Consider the following 23118-nt stretch of genomic DNA (forward strand, 5'->3'; position numbering starts at 1 on the left):
TATCTCTCTCTTTTTATAAATTTAACAATTCCAAAATCCGTTTCTTGGCCGTTCGTTTTGCTGACATATCTTGAATGAGATCTAATGGAAAATACAGCTTATGGTCTGTTCTGCGTTTTCCGGAAATCGCATCTACAATTTCAGACTGGCGGGAAAGCTCGCGCAGGTCTCCATTCGGCAGCTGCAAGTGAATTGGCAGCCGCTCCTCTTCCTCTCCCGGACGATAGAAGTCATAAGGAAGATCTGAAGATGAATCAACAACTAAGTAATAGTCTGGATCGATGCCTGCTTTTTTAAAGAGGGTCGTAAGCTCCATCAGCTTTTTCATCTCCATTGTGGCTGCCGGATTAAACTCGGCATATTGAAACAGATTCCGGTTCATGAATCTTGAACAAAGATCTCTCAATATAGGATCTTCCTCCTCCTGCCACTGCTGAAAATAGTACAGAACAACGGACTCATCCAATTTCAGATAATCATGTGTTGTCACTTCATCTTCAAAAATGGAGTAAAAGTGAATGGGATCCTGTTTGAAGGTGTAGTAATCTTTATGCAGCTGTTTCGCCCGGTGAAGGATTTTCGTCAATATGACCTCTGCACTGCGGGTCACCGGATGGAAATACACCTGCCAATACATCTGGTAGCGGCTCATTATGTAATCCTCGACAGCATGCATGCCGCTTTGCTTAATCACGACCTGATCCTCGCGGGGCCTCATCACCCTCAGAATCCGCTCCATATCAAAATGGCCATAACTGACTCCTGTAAAATAGGCATCGCGCTGCAGGTAGTCCATGCGGTCGGCATCAATCTGGCTTGAAATAAGACTTACAACTTGTTTATTTTCATATGTTTTGGCGATGACCTCCGATACCTTCTTCGGAAAATCGTCGCCCATGCGCCGGAGCACTTCGTTTACTTCGGTGTCTCCCACAAGAATGTCACGCGTGAACTTTTCATGATCCAAATGAAACACTTTTTCAAAAGAATGCGAGAACGGACCGTGTCCCAGATCATGCAGAAGTGCCGCACAAAGCGAAAGCAGACGGTCATCCTCATTCCATTCAGGACGCCCTTTAAACACATCATCTACAATTCTCCGTACAATTTCATAGACTCCTAAAGAATGATTAAAACGGCTGTGCTCTGCTCCGTGGAAAACTAAATAGGTCGTCCCTAATTGACGGATTCTGCGGAGCCTTTGAAATTCTTTCGTTCCAATTAAATCCCAGATCAGCTTGTCCCGTACATGAATGTATCTGTGAACAGGATCTTTGAATACTTTTTCCTCAGATAACTTCCCGCTCCGATAGGCCATCGCTTTCCCTCTTCCATCTTGACTTGTTTCCATTATATCGATTCTATTTCGACGCAAACAACCACTTTTTTTCTGAAGTTAGCTGGATAAAAAAATCACCACTGCATAATGAGCCAATGGTGATATTATTTACTGATTTTTGTTTCAATCTTCACGATCAATTCGTCCTCATTTGGTGCTGAGAGCGGACGATTATTTACAAATGCAAACGATTTTTTTCTTCCCGGACCGCAGTATGATTGACACCCGATATCAATTTTCGCTTCGGGATCAACTTTTTTCAGGCGGGGGAGCAACGTCTTAATGTTGGTTGCCTGGCAATCGTCGCATATTCTGAATTCATTTGCCACCTTATTTACAACCCTTTCCTTCTGTTAAATCACGTTCAAACACTATTTGGTATTTTACCGTTAATCGATCTTCATTGCAAGCCGGGGGAAATAACTTCTATTATAGCCAAAAGAAAAAAATGGAAGGAAAATCTAGTATCCTTCTAATATTTTTGTATAAAGCCCAGTGTTTCTGGTCAAAATGATAACAGGAAAATACACAACTATCTATCTAAGAAAAGCGGATTGCCATGCTCAGCCTGATTCTACTCGAGGAGCCGGCGATTCCACTTGCCATCCAAGCTCAGGAACTTTATAACTAAAAAGGGAGTTGAGACCATGAAGCAAAGACAAGATGCCTGGTCAGAAGAAGATGATTTATTATTAGCTGAAACCGTGCTCCGCCACGTTCGCGAAGGAAGCACACAGCTAAACGCATTTGAAGAAGTTGGAGACAAACTCAATCGTACATCAGCAGCCTGCGGTTTCCGCTGGAACGCAGTTGTCAGACATAACTATGAAAAAGCACTTCAGCTGGCAAAAAAACAGCGCAAGCAAAAAATGAGAGCAACCGGCAAGGGACAGCCTGCCAAAAAGCAATTGCTGTATTCACCGCCGGAGTCAGAAGCAGCACCGGTAATGACTGAAGTTGAAGCTTTTGAGACTGATAACGAAGAATTGCCTGCAGTCACTCACCCTGTCTACAAAGAGGAAGTCTATCAAGAAGAGACCTATGAAATTCCATATACTGCGCGCAGAACACCTGCCGCATCTGCCGATCTCACAATGAACCAGGTTATCGCATTTTTAGAATCTTATTCTTCGAACAATGAACATGTCAATGCCTTAAAACTTGAGAATGAGAGATTGAAACGCGAAAACTATGAGCTTTCAAGACGCAATCAGGATCTGGCCGTAAAGGTTTCTCAGCTTGAACAGGATACTGTTATGGTTCAAGAAGATTATGAAACATTAATGAAGATTATGAACCGTGCAAGAAAACTAGTTTTATTTGAGGAAGAAGAGCGTCCGGCTACGAAGTTCAAAATGGACCGGAATGGAAATTTGGAAAAGTTAGCTGAATAAGAAAAGCGCAAGCGCCCGTTTAGCGCAGGCATGGCAGATCCGTTCTGGCCGAGGAGTTGGGCGCTGGAGCTAGACATCGAAGCGCAGAAATATTTACTCTTCGATTTCAAAAAAGGATGCCTATACTGGCATCTTTTTTTAGTTGAGTACACATCTCGGGGACATCATGTATTGAAAGACTCTAGAGTAGAAAGTACTTCAAAGACGTTTTTGGAGCACAAACTATTGGTGGTGAAGGAGCGTAAGTGCTCTTAGACGATGTTTACTGCACAAACCCCGAACGGTGAGGAAGCGCAAGTGCTCTTAAAAGGGCTTTACAGCACTTACTCTAAATGGCGTGAAAATGTAAATGCTCCAAAAGCGCGCTTACTGCACAAACGAAGGACGGAGAGGAACGATTAGTGCTCTAAAAAGACGTATTCGTCACGAACTAAGGGAAGATTTTTCATATTTGATCATCTCATTGCGATCGTCTAGAGACACCAGCTTCCAATAACACTAAAAAAGCAGGCAAGGAGAATCCTCCTGCCTGCTTTTTAGGGATACCCACCGCTTATTGAAATGTCCCAAACACTTTTTCATTCCGGTCGTACATGCGAAGCAGATTTTTTTCAAACAGCACCTGCTCATCGACTGACAGCGAAGCTGCGTATATTCTGCCGCTCAGCTCCTTCAAGGTTTGCAAAAATGAAAGCATGAGCGTTTGAACGTTGATTTCGTCATCAAGCAATTCGCTCAAGGATGCCATTGTTTCTGGAACGATTTCAGGATAAACAAGCTTCGTCGGCTCGCCTTTTTTCGCAAGCTCATAAAATCTTCGTATAAGCTCCGCCCTCTCAGCTCCGCTGCCGTCAGCACAGAGATAAATTTGAACAGCGATTCCGCCGCGCAGTCTCCGCTGTGAAATCCCGGCGAATTTTTTTCCGCCTATGCTTAAGTCATAGCTGCCAGGGCAATAAGACCCTGTAATTTCTCGTGCTTCTATCTCAGTACCATAGCCCGCAAGCATCCGCTTAATCAGATCCCACATCGTATCATAGCCGCGATTGATATCAATTCCTTTTTCAGTTTCAGGAAAAATCAGTGATATATTAAGAACCCCTTCATCTAGAACAACAGCGAGGCCGCCTGAATTCCGGACGATTACGCGATACCCCTGTTCTTTTAAATAAGAGATTCCGTCCTGTAAATATGGAAGTTTCGTGTCTTGTATGCCAAGCACAATTGTTTTGTGATGAACCCATGTCCGGGCCGTTGCAGGAGAAGTGCCGTTCCCGACCGCAGCACATAACGTATCATCCATCGCAAAGGACTGTCTCGCATCGAAATGAGGTCCGAGGCTGGACTGATCGACAATCTTCCATTCATCTTGTTTTAATAAGGTTTCAAATGACATGTTGATGGACTCCCTCGAGTTTATAAACAAGTTTATTATAGCATGAACGAATGGAAATATAGAGGCAGAAAAAGAGACAGCCAAACCCGGCTGTCTCCCATTCTTACTATTAAACCGCTTGTCCTGCAGTAATCAATGCTAACTTATAAACATCCTCAGCATTACATCCGCGTGAAAGATCGTTCACAGGTGCATTCAAGCCTTGAAGAATCGGTCCGACTGCTTCAAAGTTGCCTAAGCGCTGTGCAATTTTGTATCCGATGTTTCCTGCTTCAAGACTTGGGAAAACAAATACGTTTGCATCGCCTTTGATGACTGAGTCCGGTGCTTTTGATTTTGCAACTGAGGGTACAAATGCAGCGTCAAATTGGAACTCACCATCTAAAACAAGGTTAGGCTCCATTTCTTTTGCGATTTTTACCGCTTCTGCTACGCGCTCTGTTTCAGGTGATTTTGCAGAGCCTTTTGTTGAGAAGCTAAGCATAGCCACTCTTGGTTCGATATCAAACATATCAGCTGTTTTTGCACTTTCGATGGCAATTTCAGCAAGATCCTGGCTGTCTGGTGAAATATTGATTGCACAGTCTGCAAATACATATTTCTCATCGCCGCGAACCATGATGAAGACGCCAGATGTTTTCTTGATTCCTTCTTTTGTTTTGATGATTTGAAGCGCCGGGCGCACGGTGTCTGCTGTTGAATGAGCTGCACCGCTTACTAAGCCGTGAGCTTGTCCTGTGTACACAAGCATCGTTCCGAAGTAGTTTTCATCAAGCAGAATTTTTTGTGCCTGTTCTTCTGTCGCTTTGCCTTTTCTTCGTTCTACGAAAGATTGAACAAGCTCTTTCATGCCTTCAAATGTTTTTGGATCATAAATTTCTACGCCATCTAATGTAAGGTTCAGTTCATTTGCTTTTTTCGTAATATCGTCATTGCTGCCGACAAGAATAGGCTTAAGGATTCCTTCTCCTGCCAAACGGTTTGCAGCCGTCAGAATGCGCTCATCCGTTCCTTCAGGAAAAACAATTTTAAGCTCTTTTCCAGTTACTTTTTCTTTTAAAAGAGTAAATAAATCAGACATTAAAAAACCTCCTAATTAGTTAAAAACCATTGCTCTATGTTTAAGGATACTCCACTTACAGGCAAATTCAAACAGCCGCGGACTGATAGAGCGCTTACAACTTAAATTCTTTATTTTCTAAATTAACTAACATCTAAACACATGTACTATCTTTTTAATATGGACAATGAAGGCTGTTTCCATTATGGAATGGACAAACTATGGTATAGTTAAAAGGTATTTAAGAATGATGAAACGGAGTGAACTTATATGAGTGAAGCTGCACAAACGTTAGATGGCTGGTATTGTTTACATGACTTCCGCGCAATGAACTGGGCGCTTTGGAAAACGGTAAGCAGTGACGAGCGTCAAGCAGCAATTTATGAGTTTCAGGGTTTGCTTGAAAAATGGGGAATTGCTGAAGATCAAAAGCAAGGCAGCCAGGCACTATATTCGATTGTCGGACAAAAAGCTGACTTTATGCTGATGATTCTGCGCCCTACTATGGAAGAGTTAAATGTTATTGAAACAGAGTTTAATAAATCGAAGCTTGCTGATTATACTCTTCCTACATATTCCTATGTATCTGTTGTGGAGCTCAGCAACTACTTGCCTGCAGGTGAAGATCCATACCAAAATCCGCAAGTGCTTGCCCGTCTCTATCCATCTCTTCCAGAAGCAAAGCATGTCTGCTTCTATCCGATGGATAAACGCCGCAATGGCGAAGATAACTGGTATATGCTCCCAATGGATGAGCGCAAAAGCCTGATGCGCAGCCACGGCATGATCGGCCGTCAATACGCAGGAAAAGTAAAGCAGATCATTACTGGATCTGTCGGTTTTGATGATTTTGAATGGGGTGTCACGCTATTCTCTGATGACGTGCTTCAGTTCAAAAAACTTGTTTATGAAATGCGTTTTGATGAGGTCAGTGCACGCTACGGCGAATTTGGCACATTCTTTGTAGGAAACATTCTTCCTGCCGATAAATTGTACGGATATTTTCATATTTAATGAAAGATTATTGAAGCTCTTGCCAAAGTCGGCAAGGGCTTTTTTTATGGCATAACACAGCCTTTCCATACATACCTATAAATGAGTGAGATTGAATTTTCTACATCTAGTCACCTTATACAACCAGATGTTTTTTTCATAAGGCAGGTGATGACATGGGAGTGATTCCCTATACATCAAAGGAAGTGGAGCTGCTTGCCCGGCTGATCCGGGCCGAACCTATGGTTTTTCAGACCTTACGGAGATTGTCCGGGCACCTGGTATAACCAGCCGAATACGGGAAGGTTCAAAGCACACTGTTTCTTTTCGCCGACTCGATCAAATTGTCCTGACGTTTATTAATTTTTTTCTACTTAAGGAGGTACAACATGAATTCATCGTTCAATCAGTTTGGAGCAGGCTTCAATCCTTATGGAACCGGTTATGATTACCGGCAGCAGCAGCCGCAATTTGGATATCCCCAGCAGGGCGGCGGTCAGGGAATGCAGGGGATGCAGGGGATGCAGCAGACTCCCACTCAGGCACAGGGCGGCATGCTCCCGCTAGAGGAATCGTACATTGAAAATATACTGCGTTTAAATCGAGGGAAAGTAGCAACCATCTATATGACGTTTGAAGCCAGCAAAGAGTGGAACTCTAAGATCTTTAAAGGCGTCATCGAAGCCGCAGGGCGAGATCATATTATTTTAAGCGATCAAAAAACATCGAAAAGATACCTGCTGTTAATGGTTTATTTAGACTATATTACATTTGATGAGGAAATTGCCTATTATTATCCTTATGATATGGCTTCTTCTCCTCCTAGATAACGCGGCACCGGGCATACATTTAATGTATGCTCTTTTTTAAGAGATAAGAGCGCTTCGATGGCGAGTGGAATCGCTCAGGCTCCTCGGATAAAACGGCTTCGCAAGTATTGGCAAAAAGCGCCTTTTCTGGCGGATCCATACCTGCCGGATCCTTTAGTTAACAGGGTGCTTGCGCTTATCTTATGAATGTCTCATCCCTTCCAGTAGTAGCGTTCATCTTCACCGGGATCATCCGGGGTTTCTTCAGGATCACGCCCGGTTCTGCTTTGAAACAGGGCAAGTGTCTGCTTTTCAATATCAGAAGCGGGTTCAGCAGCTGGCTGTACTTTCTGAACCTCATTTGCTTTCACAGCATCGATCAGGTGTTCCATCAGAACATTGCGCTTCTCTTGCTGTTTCAATAAAGCTGCTAGACCGAGCAATAGGCTGCCGGCTGCAAGTAATGTGACGTAGATCGTGAAGGATGGAATGTACTGCCAGATCATTATAGAAGATGGACTCCCGTATTCACCAAGTTCTTCTTTAAGCGACTTAAAAATAAGTGATAGATGATTTAATGCACCCAGTACACCAGATAAAATCATTAAACTTCCTAAAATCAAAAGTACCTTCTTCACATTACATCCCGCCCTTCTTTTTCCCTATTTTACCATGTATTGTGCGGTTGGAATAAGAGATTCCAAGGTGAAACTCTCTTGACTATGACTGCGATTCTCCTCACTAGCGTCAGATTCTGATAATGAATATTATCGAATTTTATATTTTGTTATCGAAACAGATCTATTAATTGGAGATTTTAAACTTTATTAAAGAAAAATAAAAAAGAGCCCTCTAAAGGACTCCCCCATTCATTCTATAAAAACTTCACAACTGCGATGATCATCATTACCCAGGCAATTAAAAAGGACAGGCCGCCGAGCGGTGTGATCGCACCGAGCACACTGATTTGAGTAACGGTTAAAACGTACAGGCTTCCGGAAAATAAGAGAATGCCGATAAACATGAGCCAGCCGGCCCAAGTCAGCATGCCTGCCTGAGGAAGTTTGTCGATTAAAAAGGCAATCACGAATAAGCCTCCCGCATGAAACATTTGATAGGTGACGCCCGTCTGCCAGATTTTCAAGTATTTTTCAGGTACTTTCCCTTCAAGACCGTGAGCTCCGAATGCGCCTAATGCAACGGCCAGAAAAGCGTTTGCTGCAGCTAGTATTAAAAATAGTTTCATGATTATCTTCTCCTCGATTTAAAAATCAGCCTCTAGTTTTCATCTTACCCTATCATTTCTTTAAATCAAGACAGACAGCGGATTCGTCAACAGATGTTCAAAATCTTTGAAGGATTTAAAAATCAAAAATAGAATCGCCGTTCACGCCGTCTTCTTCTTTTTTCTTGCCCAAATTGGATGTCCCCATCATTTTTTGCAGCTGGAGAGCATCCACTTGATTATGAGAGGGCTGCTGCTTTGGTTCATAGCGTTCTTCCGCCTGCTCTTCCAGCACCAGATCACAGAGTGTTTTCACAGCAAGCAGTCTCTCTCTTACTTCTGAATCACTTGAACCGTGCATCGCACGGTGAATTTCCTTTTCCATTTTCGCAAGCAGCTTTGAAATATGTATATCCATCCTTATCGCTCCTTCATTACTTGGTATTTCTGTATCGCATGACACATTATCTTTTTTGTGTGTATTTCAAACAGGATTCACCTGATGATTTTAGCACGGTTACGGAAGGTCTTGCAGCAGATTTAAACCCGTAAGCCCTGCAGCCGTTTGGAAAATTCCTGTCCCAGGTGACATAGTAATGCGTGCATTTTAAGCAGTTAATCTGTTGATTCTTCATCTTTATATCCTGCCTTTATTCTTGTCCTTGCAGTCTATTATATCAAAGTTACAGAACATCACCTGCAAAAAAAGAGGTTTAACTAGGTACGATTCGTGCTATTTAATTACTATGAAACCTAAAAGGAGAGTGAATGAAAATGAAACCAGCTGTAAAAGAATATACAAATGACGAATTATTGAAAAATGACGTGATGGAACTGAAAAGCAAAGGTGTCGACAAGCACGACATTTATATTCTCTCACATGATGATGAGCGCACAAACCGTGTAGCAAACAACGCTGAAGCAAATACGATCGGCATCTCTGAATTAGGTCTTGGAAGTGCGGTCGGCAACATTTTCAGCAAAAAGGGCGATGAGCTTCGCACAAAATTAGAGGAAGTCGGATTCAGCTCAGCAGAAGCAGAACGCTATGAAGAAAAGCTTGATGAAGGTAAAATCTTGTTGCTTGTTACAGATCATGAGCGTGTAACGGGCTGGGTTTAATAAGAAAAGCGGAAGCGCCCGTTTAGCTCCGACAGACAGATAAGGATTCGACAGAAAAGGCGCTTTTTGCCTTTACTGTCGAATCCTTTCTGGCCGAGGAGTTGGGCGATGGAGCTAGACATCAATGCGCAAGTTTGGATACTTTCTTATCTCTTAAGAAAAGCGGAAGCGCCCGGCAAGCTCCGACAGACAGAAAAGGATTCGACAGTGAAGGCGCTTTTGCCTTTGCTGAATGAGCCGTTCTGGCCGAGGAGCCTGAGCGCTTCCGCTCGCCATCGATGCTCAAAATCTTCTACTTTCTTATCTCTTCAGTAAAGAGGAGGTGCAGTTTAGTCCGCACCTCCTCTTTTTTATTTTATTTCCCAGTCAATATCCTTCCGGCCCATTTCCTTGAGTGCTTCGTTCGCTCTTGAAAACGGCTTGCTACCAAAGAACCCTTTTCTGGCGGAAAAAGGACTTGGATGAGGCGATTGAATCACAATATGCTTGTCTGTATCAATCAGTGATTTCTTTTCTGCTGCATGCTTTCCCCATAATATAAACACAACTGGCAGTTCACGCTCATTCAGAAGCTCAATAATGCGATTTGTGAACGTTTCCCAGCCTTGCCCTTTATGTGAGGCTGCTTGCCCTTTTCTCACTGTCAAAACCGTATTCAATAGCAGCACACCCTGCTTGGCCCATTTTTCAAGTGATCCATGATTTGGAGGATCGTATCCAAGGTCGTCTTTCAGTTCAAGAAAAATATTGCGGAGCGATGGCGGAAGTTTGACTCCTTCCTGAACAGAGAAGCTGAGTCCGTGAGCCTGATTTGGTCCATGATATGGATCCTGGCCAAGGATCACGACTTTTACATCTTCATAAGAAGTGAATTGCAGTGCGTTAAACAGATCTTCCATATCTGGATAGATCGTCTCTGTTTCATATTCTGTCTTCAGAAATTCTCTCAGCCTCTGATAATAGGGTTTTTCAAATTCCGGCTTGAGCCATGTCCACCAGCCGTCATGAAGCAGCTGTTTCATCTGTTCCCACCCTTTCCGAGGTTAAATACAGGTTTCTTCTACTAATATTATTAATTTTTTCAGCAGTGTAACGGAATCTTCAAGTGCTAATGAATAAAACCTTTTCGTCCCCTGCTGTTCAATGCTTACCAATCCCTGATCCTTCAAGATTTTAAGATGGTGGGAAATGGCTGGTCTTGAAAGCCTGGACTGATCGGCAATTTCATTCACAGTCAGACGTTCTGTTTCTGCTAATAAAAGAATAATATCCTGTCTCGCTGGATCCCCGAGAGCATGGAATAATGGGATGCATGAACGAAATGTATCAATGGCTTGGTCTCCCATTTTGCTTCACACCTTTCTTACGCGCGTTCTTGCGTTTTCCGCACAATGCCTGTTACTGTTTTCCGCGGCATGAATCGTACAGCTGCTGCAAGAATCTTATTTTTAAAGCCTGGAATAATCAGCGTCTGTCCTTTTTTCATCCCTTCATATGCCGCATCAGCAACAGTTTTCACATCCATTACTCCACTTTTAAAGAGCTTGGATTGTCCAAGGCTGGCACGTTCGCTGAAGCTGGTTTTAGTAGGGCCGGGACATAAAACGGAGACTGATACACCAGTGCCTTTCAGTTCATTTTCAATTGCTTCACTAAATGATAACACATAAGCTTTTGTCGCGTAATACACAGCCATCAATGGTCCTGGCTGAAAAGCGGCAGAGGAGGCAACATTTAAAACCTGACCCGATTTTTTTGAAATCATATCAGGCAAAAACAATTTCGTTAGCAGTGTAATGGATTTGACGTTCAAATCAATCATGTTCAGCTCATCTATAGCGGACGTGTTTTTAAAATCCCCATATAAACCAAAGCCGACATTGTTCACTAAAACGTCAACCTGAATCTTTTCCTCCTGCAATTCCTGAAACAACTCATGAATCTGGTTCATATCACTTAAGTCCTTGGCTTTGACGATTGCTTTCGTATTTTTCAGTTCGCCTGCAAGTTTCATCAGTTTCATTTCGTTTCTTGCCGTCAAGATTAGACGGTACCCATCCTGCGCATACTTATAAGCAAGCTCTCTTCCAATTCCATCTGATGCACCTGTAATTAAAACGGTTTTCATCTATAAAACTCCCTTTGGTTTATTTGTTTAAATGTTTAAACATATAGTATCATGGAGGTGGCTTCTTTGTAAACATAAGAAAACTCCCGCCGCAGCAGGAGTCAGGTTATTCTGGGTATCATCGGCTTCCCGTCCCAGACAAGCAAGCTCAGCGCTTCTCTCGCCTTTAACTCGGGTTCCTCTAATAAAACAAAGAAGTTTTTTTGAGGAAGCTCTCCCAATTGATGCTTCTCACTTAGCTTTTCAAGGTAAGATTGTCTTCTTTCATTAAGAGCTGCGGATTGATGATTGCCTGTATCAGAAAAAGCATAAATAACGCTTGCCACAGGAACCCGCTTAACTTGAAATTTTTCTGAAACCCTTAAAAAGAAATCCCAGTCCCAATAATTATGAACCTCCGGATCATAATATCCAATCGACTGATGCACCTCTTTTAGGTACAAGCTTCCTGATGGCACAAACGTTGAGAAGCGCCTCATCTCTTCAGCATCATATGTATAGGCGAATAATCTGCGGCTTACAGGCACACGAACGTTATTTTGCACTTCAAACTCGACAATCTCAACATCTGAATATACCAGATGTGCATCTGTCAATTCATGCACCATTCTTTCAATATGCTCCGGGGCGAAATAATCATCATCATCACATAGCATAATGGCGTCGCCCTCTGCCTGAAATACTCCGGTATTCCGTGCATGAACATGTCCTGTATTTTCTTCTAGATTAATCATCCGAATCGGCAGATCATCATAAGCAGCTGTTAAAGAGTCTGCCGGTTCTCCTCCGTCGTTCACAATAATAATTTCATGCGGAAGGTATGTTTGACGGGCAATTGATTCCAAAAGCTCAGCAAGAGGATATAGACGGTTATACGTTACAATAACGACTGAAACACGCAATAGAGATCTCCTCATTTCTTTGTATATTTCTACTGCTCATTAAAACATAAAAAGGAAAAGATTTCTCTAGGCTGGACCTTTAGACCCATTTATGAAATTCTGTGTTTTTAAAGTTTGTACATTGGGTATTTATTAACTATCAACAAACATAAGGAGAGAGATTAAAATGAAAACATTTGTAGTTGAAAATGGTGTTCAAGCAACAGAAAAAATCAATCACCTTGAAGTTGAAGGGTTTGTGAAAGACGATATTTATTTATTCGCACATGACCCGAACCGCTCAAAGCATCTCACTTCCGGTACAGATACTGAAAGTGTCGGCGTATCAGAACAAGGCGTCTTTTCATCAATGAAAAACGTATTCCGTTCACGCGGAGATGAGCTTCGCTCAAAAATGGTTTCTCTGGGCTTAACAGAGAACGAAGCAGCTCATATGGAAGAAGAGCTTGATAAAGGCAAAGTAGTTATCGTAGCACACCAATAATTCATACAATCTATATTTCCCCCTACTAATATAGATGTATAGGCGGGTCTCATGTCTCATGAGACCCGCCTTTTTTATATTTCATGATGATTCATGGAACAATTTTACTCCTCTTCCCGTCTTATGCTGTGAAAGGATTAAAAATAGTAATTTCTTTCATTGTCAGCTTTCGACAAGAAGATTCTACATGTTCCTCAGTCTTTGTCTGGTAATCTTTTCTTGTAATCAGAAAAGCGGAGCTGCCTGTTTAGCTCAGGCATGACAGATAAGAATCCGGCAGAAAAGTCCGGGTTTGACTTTTCTGCTACTAAATAAAAGGGGACTAGAGAGAAATGAAAAAATGGTTCATGCTGTTTGCCGCTCTTTTCTTATTTGCATCCTTTTCCGCACCTGCTAAAGCAGATGCTGTACCTCAGCTGATTATCATTAACAAAAGCACGAATAAACTCGCATTTTTTGACAGCGGACAGCTTGTTAAAGTATTTAATGTCGCAACAGGGAGAGATAATTCGTTTACCCCGGAAGGAACATTTCCAATTGTAAACAAGATTAAAAATCGTCCTTATTACAAAGACAAGATTCCAGGGGGCGACAGCAGAAATCCGCTCGGAGACAGATGGCTCGGTCTTCATGCTCTGGGCACCAATGGAACGACCTATGCCATTCATGGAAACAGCAATCCAAATTCCATCGGAACTTATGCCAGCGCCGGCTGCATTCGTATGCATAATGAAGAAATCCGCTATTTATTCGACCTAGTACACACAGGCACCTCTGTTATCATTCTTCATTCAAATCAATCCTTTGAAGCAATAGCTGCTGCAAACAACTATCCAAATACTGTACCCGCAGATTCAGCACCAGTTGAAGAAGAAAAGAAACCGGAGCCTCCTGCTGAAGAAAAACCTGCTCCCGAACCTGTTGAAAAGCCAAAACCAGCAGCACCGGAACCTGAAGAAGAAGATCCTTTAAACTGTATAAAAAGTAAAATACAGGGCCGTATCTATTTTCCTGATATTCATATAAAAATGGATGTTTCGTGTCCCCCAAAAACCAGCTGACTAGCTAGTTTTTTGCATGGAGGAAATGACTGCTCTTATCCCTTTGTCATATGGCGTTCTTGGAAGCGGACCAATTTCTTTTTCATATTTGGATCCAGATAAATAAACCGGTTTTTCTGTTAAATACATCATTTCAACCGATTCCTTCATCATTTTGTCGAAAAGACCGATGAAGGAAATCATGCCTTTTTTTACCGTTATCACTTTTTTACTGTAGCCAGTTGCGTCGCGCACCATTTCAACGAACTCATTTCCAGTCATTGTGCCCGCTCCAGGAATGTTCCAATTTTGCTGATAAGCATGTGGAGTGAGGGCAAGTTCAACCGCAGCTTTTGCACCGTCAGGAGTATAAATATATTCTCTCTCAAGGTCTAAAGACCCTACAAATTGAGAGGTGCGATTTTGCAGCATCTGATTAAGCGTATAATGGATATAGGTATTTTCAGCTTTTGGACCATAATAATCCGGAAAATGAAGAATGAGATAAGGAATTTCAGCCGACTTCACCATCTGTTCAAGATGAAGTCTTATTTTCCCCTTTTTTGTATGCGGGTCCTTGGAGGCAGCTTCAGTGACAGCCTCTGATTGTCTTCCATAGGCGTATATGTTGTCTGCAAGTATGAAACGTGAATTTTCCTGTTTAACAGCCTGCAGCAAGTTTTGCATAATACGCGGGTGTCCATCGGCCCATTCAGGATAAGGAATATTAATGCTGTGAAAAATGAATTCTTTCTTCCTGCATGCCTCTGCGACTTCATCAGGGTTCATCGCATCACCTTGATGAATCCTCACTTCCTTTATATGGCCAAAAAGTTTTTTTAACTTTTGATCATTTCTCGCAAAAGCTGTAACATCAATCCCTCTGCTGACAAGCTCCATGACAAGTGCATAACCCATTCCGCCTGATGCCCCAAAAACAATTGCATTCATTTTTATTCTCCTCCCCTTTATTAACCATCGTTCAATTAAAGACAAAAAATTAAGATAACCCCTTCATTAGAAAAAGAACATGTGCCTTCACCAGAGGCTCCACCTCTTCAAATGTCATCCCTGTCTTGCAATAATGCGTGACAAATCCATGAAGGGACAAAAAGACAGACCAAATGACATTTGCTGAAAGCTGCTTACCGGATAACGCATAAATGGCTTGAGCAAATTGATCGTAGCTCGCATTAGGCTCATGAATCATATAGCTGATAACCTCTTCATCTTTCGTTAAAAACATGAGTTCATATTGGCTTTGATTTCTCAAGCCGAATTCAATGTAGCTCTCGAGTATTTTTTTAGTTTTTCCTTTATTGCTCAGTTCTTCTTGGTCCAAAACATTCATCAATTTTTCATCCAGGAGAGTGAAATCTGCCTTAACCAGTGCATAAAAAAGCTCAGCCTTGTTTTTAAAATGATAGTAGATAGCTCCGTGACTGTAATTCAGCTCTTTGGCGATTTGTCTCATGGAAACGTTCTGATAGCCTTTTTCATTAAATAATTGATGCGCAGCATGCATGATGGATTCCCGCGTAAGTTCTTGATCGACTGCTCTTCTTGCTGCCATATGTATCACCGCCCTTTATTTAACCACTGTTCAATAAAAGTATATGGGTATCTTATCCATTTTGCAACCTATTTCGCATCAATGGCTAACCTTTTTCTAAATTGTTATAATAGCTGTGTAAGATTCGTTTTCAATCACCTGGATGGAGGTACACATACTTATGACAATGAAAAAAGCCTTAACATTTGCTGGATCAGATAGCAGCGGCGGTGCTGGTATTCAGGCAGATTTAAAAACATTTCAAGAGCGCGGAGTATATGGCATGACTGCTTTAACAGTCGTTGTAGCGATGGACCCGGCCAATGAGTGGCATCATCAAGTATTTCCCGTGGAATTAGATACTATTAAAGCCCAGGCAGCAACCATCGTAGAAGGTATCGGTGTGGATGCCATGAAAACAGGCATGCTTCCAACTGTAGATATCATTAAACTTGCTGCAGAAACGATAAAAAAGAATAACCTTCAAAACGTAGTAGTGGATCCTGTTATGGTATGTAAAGGAGCGGACGAAGTACTGTATCCCGACCTTGCGGATGCCTTGCGCGAAATCCTTACACCGCTTGCCACTGTTGTTACTCCAAACTTATTTGAAGCTGGCCAATTAAGCGGCATCGGAACCATTACAACAGTTGATCAGATGAAGGAAGCGGCAGTCAAAATTTATGATTTGGGCGCTAAATTCGTGCTTGTAAAAGGCGGCGGAAAGCTTCAGCATGAAAAAGCAGTGGACGTTCTTTATGATGGAACAGAATTTCAGATTCTTGAAGGCGAGCGTATCGATACTTCTTATACACACGGTGCAGGCTGCACATATTCAGCTGCGATTACGGCGGAACTTGCAAAAGGTGCATCTGTTAAAGAAGCCATTTATACAGCTAAACAATTTATTACAGCAGCCATTCGTCATTCCTTCCCTCTTAACGAGTACGTTGGGCCGACAAACCACGCTGCATTGCGTTTATACGAAAGCGAATAAGAAAAGTGGAAGTGCCTGTTTAGCGCAGGCATGACAGATAAAGATCCGACAATAAAGGAGTTTTTGCTTTTATTGGCGATTCCGCTAGCCATCGAAGCGCTAAATTTTATTCTTTTTCTCTCTTAAATTGAGCCGGTCCTTGATGACCGGCTTTTTCATTTTTTTCTGGATCTGCCTGTTGGAACTGACTTTAAACCTTCCTAGATGATGCACTTTTTCAGCTCACCCAATGCTATTATTGTTAAGCAATTATACTCAAATCGACTATTTCATATATTCCTAAATAAAAAAAGCCGCCATTAAATAGGCAGCCATCCATTCTATTACAAATCCCATTTCTTCAAATCAAATACCGTTTCTCCTTCTGAAGAAAAGACAATGCTTCGGTCTTCAGCATCCGGGAATACTCTCGCCGTAAATACTTCTTCACCATTATTTATAAAAATTTCAATCGATGATGTATCTACAAATACTTGAAGCTTGGTCAGCTCTGCCAATCGGCATTTTCTTGATTCAGGCAGTCCGTCAGCATAACTGATTCTAGTTAATGTAAACAGCCTGTCTCTGCGTGAATAATGCAATTCAGCATTCTTTTTAATAGAGATTTTAAAAGAGTCTTCTACTTTTATACGATCCATGATCAGTTCATAAACAGCACCCTCTGCTTCATGTATATGAACTTCTTCATTTACTGCCTTTACATTTTCAAGCATCTGTTCATTTTTTCGGAGAGCTTTTAATTCTTCGACAGGCTCCTGCACCAATTTTTCACCTTTTATCGACAATTTCCTCGGAAATGTCATAGTGTGAATCCACTTGTTTGCTATGGTCGGATGCTTGTCCTCATCTTGATCTGGCACACTCATCCAGGCAATTAATAAGCGTCTGCCCTTTTCATCAACCGTCGTTTGCGGAGCATAAAAATCAAAGCCTCTGTCAAGCTCAGTGAACTCACCATGATTTAATTTTGCCGTCTTGTAATCAAGCTCCCCAACAAAGTAGCCTGATTGATAAACGTTCTGATAAAGAATTCCTTCCGGCTCCAAACCTTGAGGAGAAACAATCAGTACATCTTTCCCGTTAAGATGAAACAAGTCAGGACATTCCCACATATAGCCGAACTCATCAAGCTTACCGGTTTTGGAACCGGCAGCATCGCCCAGGTACTCCCAATTATAAAGATCCATAGAGGAGAAAAGCGCCGCACGGCCGACCAGCTCTTTTGTTTGAGCTCCAACAACCATATACCATTTGCCTTCATGCTCCCACACCTTTGGATCGCGAAAGTGGGCCGTATAGCCGTCCGGAAGTTCAGCTACAACGCCTTTTTTATTAAAATGGATACCGTCCTCTGAGACGGCAAGGCATTGATAGGTCTCCCTATCACCATTTTCATCCTTCACATTTCCGGTGTAGAACAGATGAAGTTTATCAAAAGCTGCAATAGCACTGCCTGAGTAGCACCCATCCTTTTCATACCACTCACTTGGAGCCAGAGCAATCGGTTCATGTTTCCAATTCACAAGGTCGCTTGAACTATAATGCCCCCAGAACTTTGCTCCATGTCCTGTTTTAAACGGCATCCATTGATAGAAAAGATGGTAAATCCCCTTCCACTGAATAAAGCCGTTCGGATCGTTAAGAAGTCCGACAGGAGGCATAATATGATGCTTCAGCCGATAAGGATCGCTCTCAACCGTTTCCCGGCTTGCCTCAGCCTCATGATAAGCAGCTTTTTTTAACTCTGAATCACGGTTTTTCACGTCCATCTCTCCTTTACGAGTTTCTGAGAATGCCTTGAACCTCTTCTAGTGTAGGCAATGCTGTCATGGCTCCTTTGACCGATGCAGCAAGTCCTCCTGAAACACTTGCAAACCGGCCGATGTCCTGTAAATCCTTCTCCGTTAGAGAGGCTAGATTTCCCTCATACTCATTTAATTTATATAAAACACCTGACACGAAAGCATCTCCAGCACCAGTTGTGTCAACTGCATTAACCTGCATTGCATGAATTCTTGCAGACACATTCTGTGTAAACGCATAGCTTCCTTCGCTTCCCAGTGTTACAAGCAACAATGGAATGTTATAAGCGGAGAGCTTTTCTACCCCTTTTTCAATCGTTGCTTCTCCCGTTAAAAATTCAAGTTCCTCTTCTGAAATCTTGATTAAATCGGCAGAGTCAAACATAGATAGGATAGTTTCACGTGAAGCTTCTTCGTTTTCCCATAAGCTCAATCTTAAATTGGGATCATATGAAACAATCATTCTGTTCTTTCTGGCAAGCTCAACAGCTTTGATCGTCGCACTTCTAGAAGGCTCGCTGATCATAGAAATTGAACCGTAGTGAAGGATTTTACTGTCTTCAAACAGCGATTCGTTCAGTTCTTCCCTTTTCAAAAACCGGTCTGCACTTGGATTGATATAAAAATCAAACGAACGCTCTCCATTTTCAGCCAATGTAATAAATACAGCACCTGTTTTCGCTTCATCTGAAAGCATCATATGATTTGTATGAACCCCGTAAGAGTCTAAAGTATCTTTTAAAAAAGTCCCGAGTACGTCATTTCCCACTTTTCCAAGAAAAGCTGAATCAGCTCCAAGTCTCGCTAAACCAACTGCAACGTTTGCAGGCGCGCCCCCCGGACTTTTTTGATAGATCAAATTATCCGAATCTACTGGTATAAAATCGATTAATGCCTCTCCTAAACTGATAATCCCTTTTTTCATGGATGCAGCTCTCCTCTCGAGTGAAAGAAAAATCAGACATCAAACTGCCTGATTTTTAGTTATAGCTTACTTAATTCTTCTTTTAAATAGCAAGTCCTACTTAGTCTCTTCTTCTTTTAATCCAAGAAGCAGTGTTGCAATGAAGGCACCCGCTACGGCAATTACGAATCCGATCAGATAATTAATGATCGCCGATGTTCCGAATGGAGCAACAATGGCAATCATCGGAATACCCGTTAATCCATACGCATTTGCCGCAACATTCGTAAAGACAACATATGCCCCGCCAAGTGCTCCGCCAATCATACCTCCAATAAATGGATTTCTGTAGCGTAAGTTGACTCCGAAAATAACCGGCTCGGTAATTCCCAAGAATGCCGAGAATGCTCCAGGCAGTGCAATTCCTTTTGTTTTCGCGCGCTTTGTCATGAAGAAAACGGCGAGTCCCGCTCCGCCCTGAGCAACGTTTGCCATTGACCAGATCGGAAGGAGATAGTTCTTCCCAAGATCGGCAAGAAGCCCTGCTTCAATGGCATGAAAGCTGTGATGAACACCTGTCAGTACGATTAAAGAATAGGTTCCGCCAAAGATAAGCCCCGCCATAAAACCAGCTGTATCATATACGTAAGTTAACGTATTTGTAATCAGAGTTCCTAATCCGCGGCCAATAGGGCCAATAGCAATTAAAGCGATAAAACCTGTTGAGATAATTGTCAAAAATGGTGTGACAAGCAAGTCAATCGAGTTAGGTACAATCTTGCGTAGCCCTTTCTCAATTTTGCTCATCATATATACAGCAAGAAGAATTGGAATAACGGTTCCCTGATAGCCAAGCATAGCGATATCCAGTCCCGCAAAGTTCAAATACTCTGGCTTCGCTTCAGCCAGTCCCCACGGATTCAGAAGGGCAGGGTGTGTTAGAATCCCCCCGATGACTGCCCCTAAATAGGGGTTTGCTCCAAACTCGCGGGATGCGCTGACACCAATTAGAATCGGCAGTATGATAAATGCTGCACTTGAGAACATATCAAGCAAAACAATAAATGGACTGTCTGTACTGACCCACTCAAATGCTTTCATCATTCCAAGCAGACCCATTAATAAACCGCTTGCTACAATTGCCGGAATGATCGGAACGAAGATATTCGACAGTGTTTTTGCAAATCGGGCAAATGGATTCATTTTTTGCTTCACTGCTTCAGCATGCGATACAGTATCTGTTTCTATCCTTCCGATCATTGGCTGCAGCTGTTCATAGACTTTATTCACATTCCCTGTACCGAAAATAATTTGAAATTGCCCGGAACTTGCGAATGCGCCTTTAACCCCTTCAACCTCTTCTATTTCTGCTTTATCGGCTTTGCTTTCATCCTGCAAAACCAAACGGAGCCTTGTAGCACAGTGGGTGGCACTAATGATATTTTCTTTTCCGCCGAGCAGCGGAACAATTTTTTCTGCTGTGTCTTTATAATTCATTGTTAATCCTCCTTTATAATAGAAAAAAGACCTAAAACTTATAAAGGTATCATAGACAGAGTTTCTCCATTGATCTCTTTACAAATTTTAGGTCTTGCCTGCATAACCAGTCACAATCCCGGATATGAAGTTTTTTTATACGCTTTCATTGTATGAGATGAAAGCGTGTGCGTCAAGATTTTTTTACTCGCTTAATCTCTGAATATGAAGGGTGATATAGCCAATCTCTGATTCTGGAAAATGCTGATTGTATTCCTCGCTTAAATAATCTGCAATCTTTTTTGAACATTGATAGGAAAAACTGTATTTTTCCTGAATCAGGCTCAGCATGTCTGTATCCATGACATGAAACTCCTCGTCCTGCTCAAGTCGACTTAAGGCGAATCTAAGGTGAGTCAGCAGACGCTGATAGGAAATGGAATTTTCACTGAGCTTCAGCCCGAAGTGCTCTTCTATTATGCTGATTGATTCTTGAATAATAGTCGTATGCTTTAAGGTAACCGTCATATCAGCAGAATCTAATTTCGCCGTATGAATATGGAGGGCAATGTGTCCCGCTTCATCTTCTGGAAGAGTGACGCCAAGCTTTTCCTGCACTTTTTGGATTGCCCAACATCCAATCTCAAATTCTTTTTTGTAGAGCACTTTAATTTCATTCAGCAATTTATTTTGAATTTGATAGCCTTGCTGAATTCTTTCAATCGCAAACGACAGGTGATCTGTCAGAGCTATGTGAATGTGATTGCTGAGCGGCGACATCAAACGGCCTTCAGCGTAGCTGATGACCTCCTCGGCAAGCTCAACGTGATCTTCGGGGACCATTTGCAGCAGCTGCTGAAATTTCTCGCTTTCTTCTCTCATCACAAATATTTTTTCAATTTTACCGGCCGGTATAATATCATTTTTGCTTTTTTGAAAAGCAATTCCCGGACCCATTACAATTTTCTCCTGCTGATCATCAAGAACGACTGCAGCATTATTGTTTAAGATTTTATAGATTCTCAAAGGTCTATTCCTTCCTGCGAACATAATTGTAACACCATCATGCCAAAAATGCTGAAAAAGCACAAATACCTGTGTATTTTGTAAATCTATGTAAACGTTTTTAAATTTTTTGTTAAATTATTAGATATTCACATGTTATTCCACCATTCGACAACAGTTATCAACAGAAGTTATCAACATATCCACAATTTCTATCCACATTTTGTGTGGGTACAATTGTTCGCCACTATATATACAGAGGAAATGCAATTATTCACAGGCCTGTTGATAAGTCTAAAACTATTGTGATTATCTTAAATTTTATCCTTATCTCATAAAAAACCCCTCTTCCATTTTTGAAGAGGGATTGAACCAGACTATGAAAGGAAAACTCCTCCATAAACAAGTGCTCCTGCTATGACAAAGGCAGGATGAACATTCATTTTTTCAAGCAGGACGAAGCTAAGGATAAACAACAGCAGAGTATGCCATATTCCAAAACCAAGAACGGCATTATCCAGGAATTGATAGGTCATGACTCCAAGCATAACCGCGATGACAGGCCTTACCGCTGTGGATAACCTTTTTACCTGAGGCGATTCCTTATACTTCATTAGAACCTTTAAAAGAATCAGCATTAAAATCAGTGAGGGAGCAATAGTGGCAAACAGCCCAACCGCTGCTCCAAACAAGCCGCCCTCCTGATAGCCGATAAAGCCGGCCATTTTTGTTGCAATCGGGCCAGGGAGTGCGTTTCCAAGTGCCAGTGTCTCACTGAATTCACCGACGGTCTGCCATTCATAGCGGTCGACTACTTCTTTTTCAATAAGGGGAATGGAAGCTGGACCTCCCCCATACCCGAGGATGCCAGGCAGGAAGAAGGCCAAAAAAATGTGCCAGTAAATCATGAATCCATCCCCTTCTCTTTCTTCCCGCCGCTTTTCCCTTTATAAAAAATAGCCCAAAGCAGCAGAATACCAATTAGAATACCCGGATGAACGTGGATAGCCTCCATTAAGAAAAGGGATGCTCCCATAAGGATAATCGTTTTTAGCAAGCCAAAGGACTGCGATGATTTCTTCGCAAAATCCCATGTAAGAGTAAGCAGCATGACAGCCACGACCGGCAGAACTGCTTGAGACATTCCTCTGACCCATGCTTCATCTTTATAAGCATTTAAGGTTGTCAGCAGCAAAATCATCAAGATTACGGTTGGAAGTGCTGTTGCGATGACAGCATTCAACATGCCTGCATAGCCCCCGATCCGATATCCGATATATCCGGCCATCTTCGTTGCAATTGGCCCCGGAAGTGTATTCCCGAGCGCCAGCACATCTGAAAATTCATCATCATTCATCCATTTAAATCTCTCAACCACTTCTTTATGCACAAGCGGAATGGTCGAAGGTCCACCACCAAATCCAAGCATGCCTGACCTGAAAAATGCAATGAAAATATTCCACTGTTTCACAAAAAAGTCACCTCGATTT

At 42.1% G+C, this 23118-nt stretch carries 27 protein-coding genes and 1 pseudogene; 9 read left to right on the top strand and 19 right to left on the bottom strand.

Going from position 1 to position 23118, the window contains the following annotated elements:
• Nucleotides 1-13: 13 nt before the first annotated feature.
• On the bottom strand, nt 14-1318 hold the full coding sequence (locus tag AC3ISE_RS21455; RefSeq protein ID WP_489224408.1) for an HD domain-containing protein: 1305 nt from the start codon (nt 1316-1318) through the stop codon (nt 14-16).
• A gap of 125 nt (nt 1319-1443) precedes the next feature.
• Nucleotides 1444-1668: a YuzB family protein gene (locus AC3ISE_RS21460; protein WP_070878799.1), complete on the bottom strand. Its 225-nt coding sequence runs from the start codon at nt 1666-1668 to the stop codon at nt 1444-1446.
• Between the two features lie 318 nt (nt 1669-1986).
• Between AC3ISE_RS21460 and AC3ISE_RS21465 the strand changes: the two genes are divergently transcribed.
• On the top strand, nt 1987-2733 hold the full coding sequence (locus AC3ISE_RS21465; protein ID WP_154318400.1) for an RsfA family transcriptional regulator: 747 nt from the start codon (nt 1987-1989) through the stop codon (nt 2731-2733).
• Between the two features lie 553 nt (nt 2734-3286).
• On the opposite strand, the gene lipL is transcribed toward AC3ISE_RS21465, so the two are convergent.
• Together lipL and pta are read right to left on the bottom strand one after the other, a co-directional pair.
• Nucleotides 3287-4129 carry an octanoyl-[GcvH]:protein N-octanoyltransferase gene (gene lipL / locus AC3ISE_RS21470; protein ID WP_489222538.1) on the bottom strand — a complete coding sequence of 281 codons (843 nt, stop codon included), beginning with the start codon at nt 4127-4129 and terminating at the stop codon, nt 3287-3289.
• Between the two features lie 109 nt (nt 4130-4238).
• The gene (gene pta, locus AC3ISE_RS21475) at nt 4239-5210 is read right to left on the bottom strand and encodes a phosphate acetyltransferase (RefSeq protein WP_070878801.1); all 972 of its coding nucleotides are present in this window, start codon (nt 5208-5210) and stop codon (nt 4239-4241) included.
• A gap of 249 nt (nt 5211-5459) precedes the next feature.
• Here pta and hemQ point away from each other — a divergent pair, with 249 nt between their 5' ends.
• The 3 genes and pseudogenes from hemQ (at nt 5460) to gerQ (ending at nt 7012) form a co-directional block, all read left to right on the top strand.
• A complete protein-coding gene (gene hemQ, locus AC3ISE_RS21480) occupies nt 5460-6203 on the top strand; it encodes a hydrogen peroxide-dependent heme synthase (protein WP_070878802.1) in 744 nt (247 codons plus the stop codon).
• A 219-nt stretch (nt 6204-6422) separates the two neighbouring features.
• Nucleotides 6423-6545: pseudogene (locus AC3ISE_RS21485) on the top strand (cell wall hydrolase); the annotation flags it as partial.
• A gap of 26 nt (nt 6546-6571) precedes the next feature.
• Nucleotides 6572-7012 (top strand): spore coat protein GerQ, encoded by a 441-nt coding sequence (gene gerQ, locus AC3ISE_RS21490; RefSeq protein WP_489222539.1) that lies wholly within the window; start codon nt 6572-6574, stop codon nt 7010-7012.
• Between the two features lie 191 nt (nt 7013-7203).
• Here the strand turns inward: gerQ and AC3ISE_RS21495 are convergent, their stop codons facing one another.
• The 3 genes from AC3ISE_RS21495 to AC3ISE_RS21505 all read right to left on the bottom strand — a co-directional run bounded on the left by AC3ISE_RS21495 (nt 7204) and on the right by AC3ISE_RS21505 (nt 8634).
• On the bottom strand, nt 7204-7629 hold the full coding sequence (locus tag AC3ISE_RS21495; protein ID WP_489222540.1) for a hypothetical protein: 426 nt from the start codon (nt 7627-7629) through the stop codon (nt 7204-7206).
• Between the two features lie 236 nt (nt 7630-7865).
• The gene (locus AC3ISE_RS21500; protein ID WP_070878805.1) at nt 7866-8237 is read right to left on the bottom strand and encodes a DUF423 domain-containing protein; all 372 of its coding nucleotides are present in this window, start codon (nt 8235-8237) and stop codon (nt 7866-7868) included.
• 115 nt (nt 8238-8352) lie between these two features.
• Complete coding sequence (locus AC3ISE_RS21505) at nt 8353-8634, bottom strand: YwdI family protein (RefSeq protein ID WP_489222541.1); 282 nt, start codon at nt 8632-8634, stop codon at nt 8353-8355.
• A gap of 356 nt (nt 8635-8990) precedes the next feature.
• On the opposite strand from AC3ISE_RS21505, the gene AC3ISE_RS21510 reads away from it, so the two are divergent.
• Nucleotides 8991-9338: a YflT domain-containing protein gene (locus AC3ISE_RS21510; protein ID WP_070878930.1), complete on the top strand. Its 348-nt coding sequence runs from the start codon at nt 8991-8993 to the stop codon at nt 9336-9338.
• Between the two features lie 108 nt (nt 9339-9446).
• Nucleotides 9447-9653, top strand: a complete 207-nt coding sequence (locus tag AC3ISE_RS21515) for a hypothetical protein (RefSeq protein ID WP_489222542.1) — start codon at nt 9447-9449, stop codon at nt 9651-9653.
• A 35-nt stretch (nt 9654-9688) separates the two neighbouring features.
• Here AC3ISE_RS21515 and AC3ISE_RS21520 read toward each other — a convergent pair whose 3' ends face one another.
• From AC3ISE_RS21520 to AC3ISE_RS21535, 4 genes are all read right to left on the bottom strand, one after another.
• The gene (locus AC3ISE_RS21520) at nt 9689-10360 is read right to left on the bottom strand and encodes a uracil-DNA glycosylase (protein WP_489222543.1); all 672 of its coding nucleotides are present in this window, start codon (nt 10358-10360) and stop codon (nt 9689-9691) included.
• Between the two features lie 21 nt (nt 10361-10381).
• A complete protein-coding gene (locus tag AC3ISE_RS21525) occupies nt 10382-10684 on the bottom strand; it encodes an ArsR/SmtB family transcription factor (RefSeq protein WP_070878808.1) in 303 nt (100 codons plus the stop codon).
• Between the two features lie 17 nt (nt 10685-10701).
• Nucleotides 10702-11466 carry an SDR family NAD(P)-dependent oxidoreductase gene (locus tag AC3ISE_RS21530; RefSeq protein WP_489222544.1) on the bottom strand — a complete coding sequence of 255 codons (765 nt, stop codon included), beginning with the start codon at nt 11464-11466 and terminating at the stop codon, nt 10702-10704.
• 101 nt (nt 11467-11567) lie between these two features.
• Nucleotides 11568-12368 (bottom strand): glycosyltransferase family 2 protein, encoded by an 801-nt coding sequence (locus AC3ISE_RS21535; RefSeq protein ID WP_489222545.1) that lies wholly within the window; start codon nt 12366-12368, stop codon nt 11568-11570.
• A gap of 166 nt (nt 12369-12534) precedes the next feature.
• Between AC3ISE_RS21535 and AC3ISE_RS21540 the strand changes: the two genes are divergently transcribed.
• On the top strand, nt 12535-12852 hold the full coding sequence (locus AC3ISE_RS21540) for a YflT domain-containing protein (protein ID WP_070878811.1): 318 nt from the start codon (nt 12535-12537) through the stop codon (nt 12850-12852).
• A gap of 332 nt (nt 12853-13184) precedes the next feature.
• The gene (locus tag AC3ISE_RS21545; RefSeq protein ID WP_489222546.1) at nt 13185-13913 is read left to right on the top strand and encodes a L,D-transpeptidase; all 729 of its coding nucleotides are present in this window, start codon (nt 13185-13187) and stop codon (nt 13911-13913) included.
• Here the strand turns inward: AC3ISE_RS21545 and AC3ISE_RS21550 are convergent, their stop codons facing one another.
• Nucleotides 13914-14843 (bottom strand): SDR family NAD(P)-dependent oxidoreductase, encoded by a 930-nt coding sequence (locus AC3ISE_RS21550; RefSeq protein ID WP_489222547.1) that lies wholly within the window; start codon nt 14841-14843, stop codon nt 13914-13916.
• Nucleotides 14844-14892: 49 nt separating this feature from the next.
• A complete protein-coding gene (locus AC3ISE_RS21555) occupies nt 14893-15465 on the bottom strand; it encodes a TetR/AcrR family transcriptional regulator (protein ID WP_489222548.1) in 573 nt (190 codons plus the stop codon).
• 160 nt (nt 15466-15625) lie between these two features.
• Between AC3ISE_RS21555 and AC3ISE_RS21560 the strand changes: the two genes are divergently transcribed.
• Nucleotides 15626-16441, top strand: a complete 816-nt coding sequence (locus tag AC3ISE_RS21560; protein WP_070878815.1) for a bifunctional hydroxymethylpyrimidine kinase/phosphomethylpyrimidine kinase — start codon at nt 15626-15628, stop codon at nt 16439-16441.
• 323 nt (nt 16442-16764) lie between these two features.
• Here the strand turns inward: AC3ISE_RS21560 and AC3ISE_RS21565 are convergent, their stop codons facing one another.
• The 6 genes from AC3ISE_RS21565 to AC3ISE_RS21590 form a co-directional block, all read right to left on the bottom strand.
• The gene (locus AC3ISE_RS21565; protein WP_489222549.1) at nt 16765-18210 is read right to left on the bottom strand and encodes a glycoside hydrolase family 32 protein; all 1446 of its coding nucleotides are present in this window, start codon (nt 18208-18210) and stop codon (nt 16765-16767) included.
• A gap of 7 nt (nt 18211-18217) precedes the next feature.
• Complete coding sequence (locus tag AC3ISE_RS21570; protein WP_489222550.1) at nt 18218-19168, bottom strand: carbohydrate kinase family protein; 951 nt, start codon at nt 19166-19168, stop codon at nt 18218-18220.
• Nucleotides 19169-19264: 96 nt separating this feature from the next.
• Nucleotides 19265-20644, bottom strand: a complete 1380-nt coding sequence (locus tag AC3ISE_RS21575) for a sucrose-specific PTS transporter subunit IIBC (protein WP_489222551.1) — start codon at nt 20642-20644, stop codon at nt 19265-19267.
• Between the two features lie 183 nt (nt 20645-20827).
• Nucleotides 20828-21649 carry a PRD domain-containing protein gene (locus tag AC3ISE_RS21580; protein WP_489222552.1) on the bottom strand — a complete coding sequence of 274 codons (822 nt, stop codon included), beginning with the start codon at nt 21647-21649 and terminating at the stop codon, nt 20828-20830.
• A gap of 356 nt (nt 21650-22005) precedes the next feature.
• Nucleotides 22006-22536: a chromate transporter gene (locus tag AC3ISE_RS21585; protein WP_489222553.1), complete on the bottom strand. Its 531-nt coding sequence runs from the start codon at nt 22534-22536 to the stop codon at nt 22006-22008.
• Nucleotides 22533-23099 carry a chromate transporter gene (locus AC3ISE_RS21590; protein ID WP_489222554.1) on the bottom strand — a complete coding sequence of 189 codons (567 nt, stop codon included), beginning with the start codon at nt 23097-23099 and terminating at the stop codon, nt 22533-22535. Before AC3ISE_RS21590 ends, AC3ISE_RS21585 begins: the two co-directional genes overlap by 4 nt.
• Nucleotides 23100-23118: the final 19 nt, after the last annotated feature.

Source organism: Metabacillus sp. KH_069, assembly GCF_057838075.1.

Bases quoted from the DNA above. Each gene is read 5' to 3' on its own strand.
- AC3ISE_RS21455 (WP_489224408.1), bottom strand. From the start codon at position 1,318: ATGGCCTATCGGAGCGGGAAGTTATCTGAGGAAAAAGTATTCAAAGAT.
- AC3ISE_RS21465 (WP_154318400.1), top strand. From the start codon at position 1,987: ATGAAGCAAAGACAAGATGCCTGGTCAGAAGAAGATGATTTATTATTA.
- lipL (WP_489222538.1), bottom strand. From the start codon at position 4,129: ATGTCATTTGAAACCTTATTAAAACAAGATGAATGGAAGATTGTCGAT.
- pta (WP_070878801.1), bottom strand. From the start codon at position 5,210: ATGTCTGATTTATTTACTCTTTTAAAAGAAAAAGTAACTGGAAAAGAG.
- hemQ (WP_070878802.1), top strand. From the start codon at position 5,460: ATGAGTGAAGCTGCACAAACGTTAGATGGCTGGTATTGTTTACATGAC.
- gerQ (WP_489222539.1), top strand. From the start codon at position 6,572: ATGAATTCATCGTTCAATCAGTTTGGAGCAGGCTTCAATCCTTATGGA.
- AC3ISE_RS21500 (WP_070878805.1), bottom strand. From the start codon at position 8,237: ATGAAACTATTTTTAATACTAGCTGCAGCAAACGCTTTTCTGGCCGTT.
- AC3ISE_RS21505 (WP_489222541.1), bottom strand. From the start codon at position 8,634: ATGGATATACATATTTCAAAGCTGCTTGCGAAAATGGAAAAGGAAATT.
- AC3ISE_RS21510 (WP_070878930.1), top strand. From the start codon at position 8,991: ATGAAACCAGCTGTAAAAGAATATACAAATGACGAATTATTGAAAAAT.
- AC3ISE_RS21515 (WP_489222542.1), top strand. From the start codon at position 9,447: ATGGAGCTAGACATCAATGCGCAAGTTTGGATACTTTCTTATCTCTTA.
- AC3ISE_RS21520 (WP_489222543.1), bottom strand. From the start codon at position 10,360: ATGAAACAGCTGCTTCATGACGGCTGGTGGACATGGCTCAAGCCGGAA.
- AC3ISE_RS21525 (WP_070878808.1), bottom strand. From the start codon at position 10,684: ATGGGAGACCAAGCCATTGATACATTTCGTTCATGCATCCCATTATTC.
- AC3ISE_RS21530 (WP_489222544.1), bottom strand. From the start codon at position 11,466: ATGAAAACCGTTTTAATTACAGGTGCATCAGATGGAATTGGAAGAGAG.
- AC3ISE_RS21540 (WP_070878811.1), top strand. From the start codon at position 12,535: ATGAAAACATTTGTAGTTGAAAATGGTGTTCAAGCAACAGAAAAAATC.
- AC3ISE_RS21545 (WP_489222546.1), top strand. From the start codon at position 13,185: ATGAAAAAATGGTTCATGCTGTTTGCCGCTCTTTTCTTATTTGCATCC.
- AC3ISE_RS21550 (WP_489222547.1), bottom strand. From the start codon at position 14,843: ATGAATGCAATTGTTTTTGGGGCATCAGGCGGAATGGGTTATGCACTT.
- AC3ISE_RS21555 (WP_489222548.1), bottom strand. From the start codon at position 15,465: ATGGCAGCAAGAAGAGCAGTCGATCAAGAACTTACGCGGGAATCCATC.
- AC3ISE_RS21560 (WP_070878815.1), top strand. From the start codon at position 15,626: ATGACAATGAAAAAAGCCTTAACATTTGCTGGATCAGATAGCAGCGGC.
- AC3ISE_RS21565 (WP_489222549.1), bottom strand. From the start codon at position 18,210: ATGGACGTGAAAAACCGTGATTCAGAGTTAAAAAAAGCTGCTTATCAT.
- AC3ISE_RS21570 (WP_489222550.1), bottom strand. From the start codon at position 19,168: ATGAAAAAAGGGATTATCAGTTTAGGAGAGGCATTAATCGATTTTATA.
- AC3ISE_RS21575 (WP_489222551.1), bottom strand. From the start codon at position 20,644: ATGAATTATAAAGACACAGCAGAAAAAATTGTTCCGCTGCTCGGCGGA.
- AC3ISE_RS21585 (WP_489222553.1), bottom strand. From the start codon at position 22,536: ATGATTTACTGGCACATTTTTTTGGCCTTCTTCCTGCCTGGCATCCTC.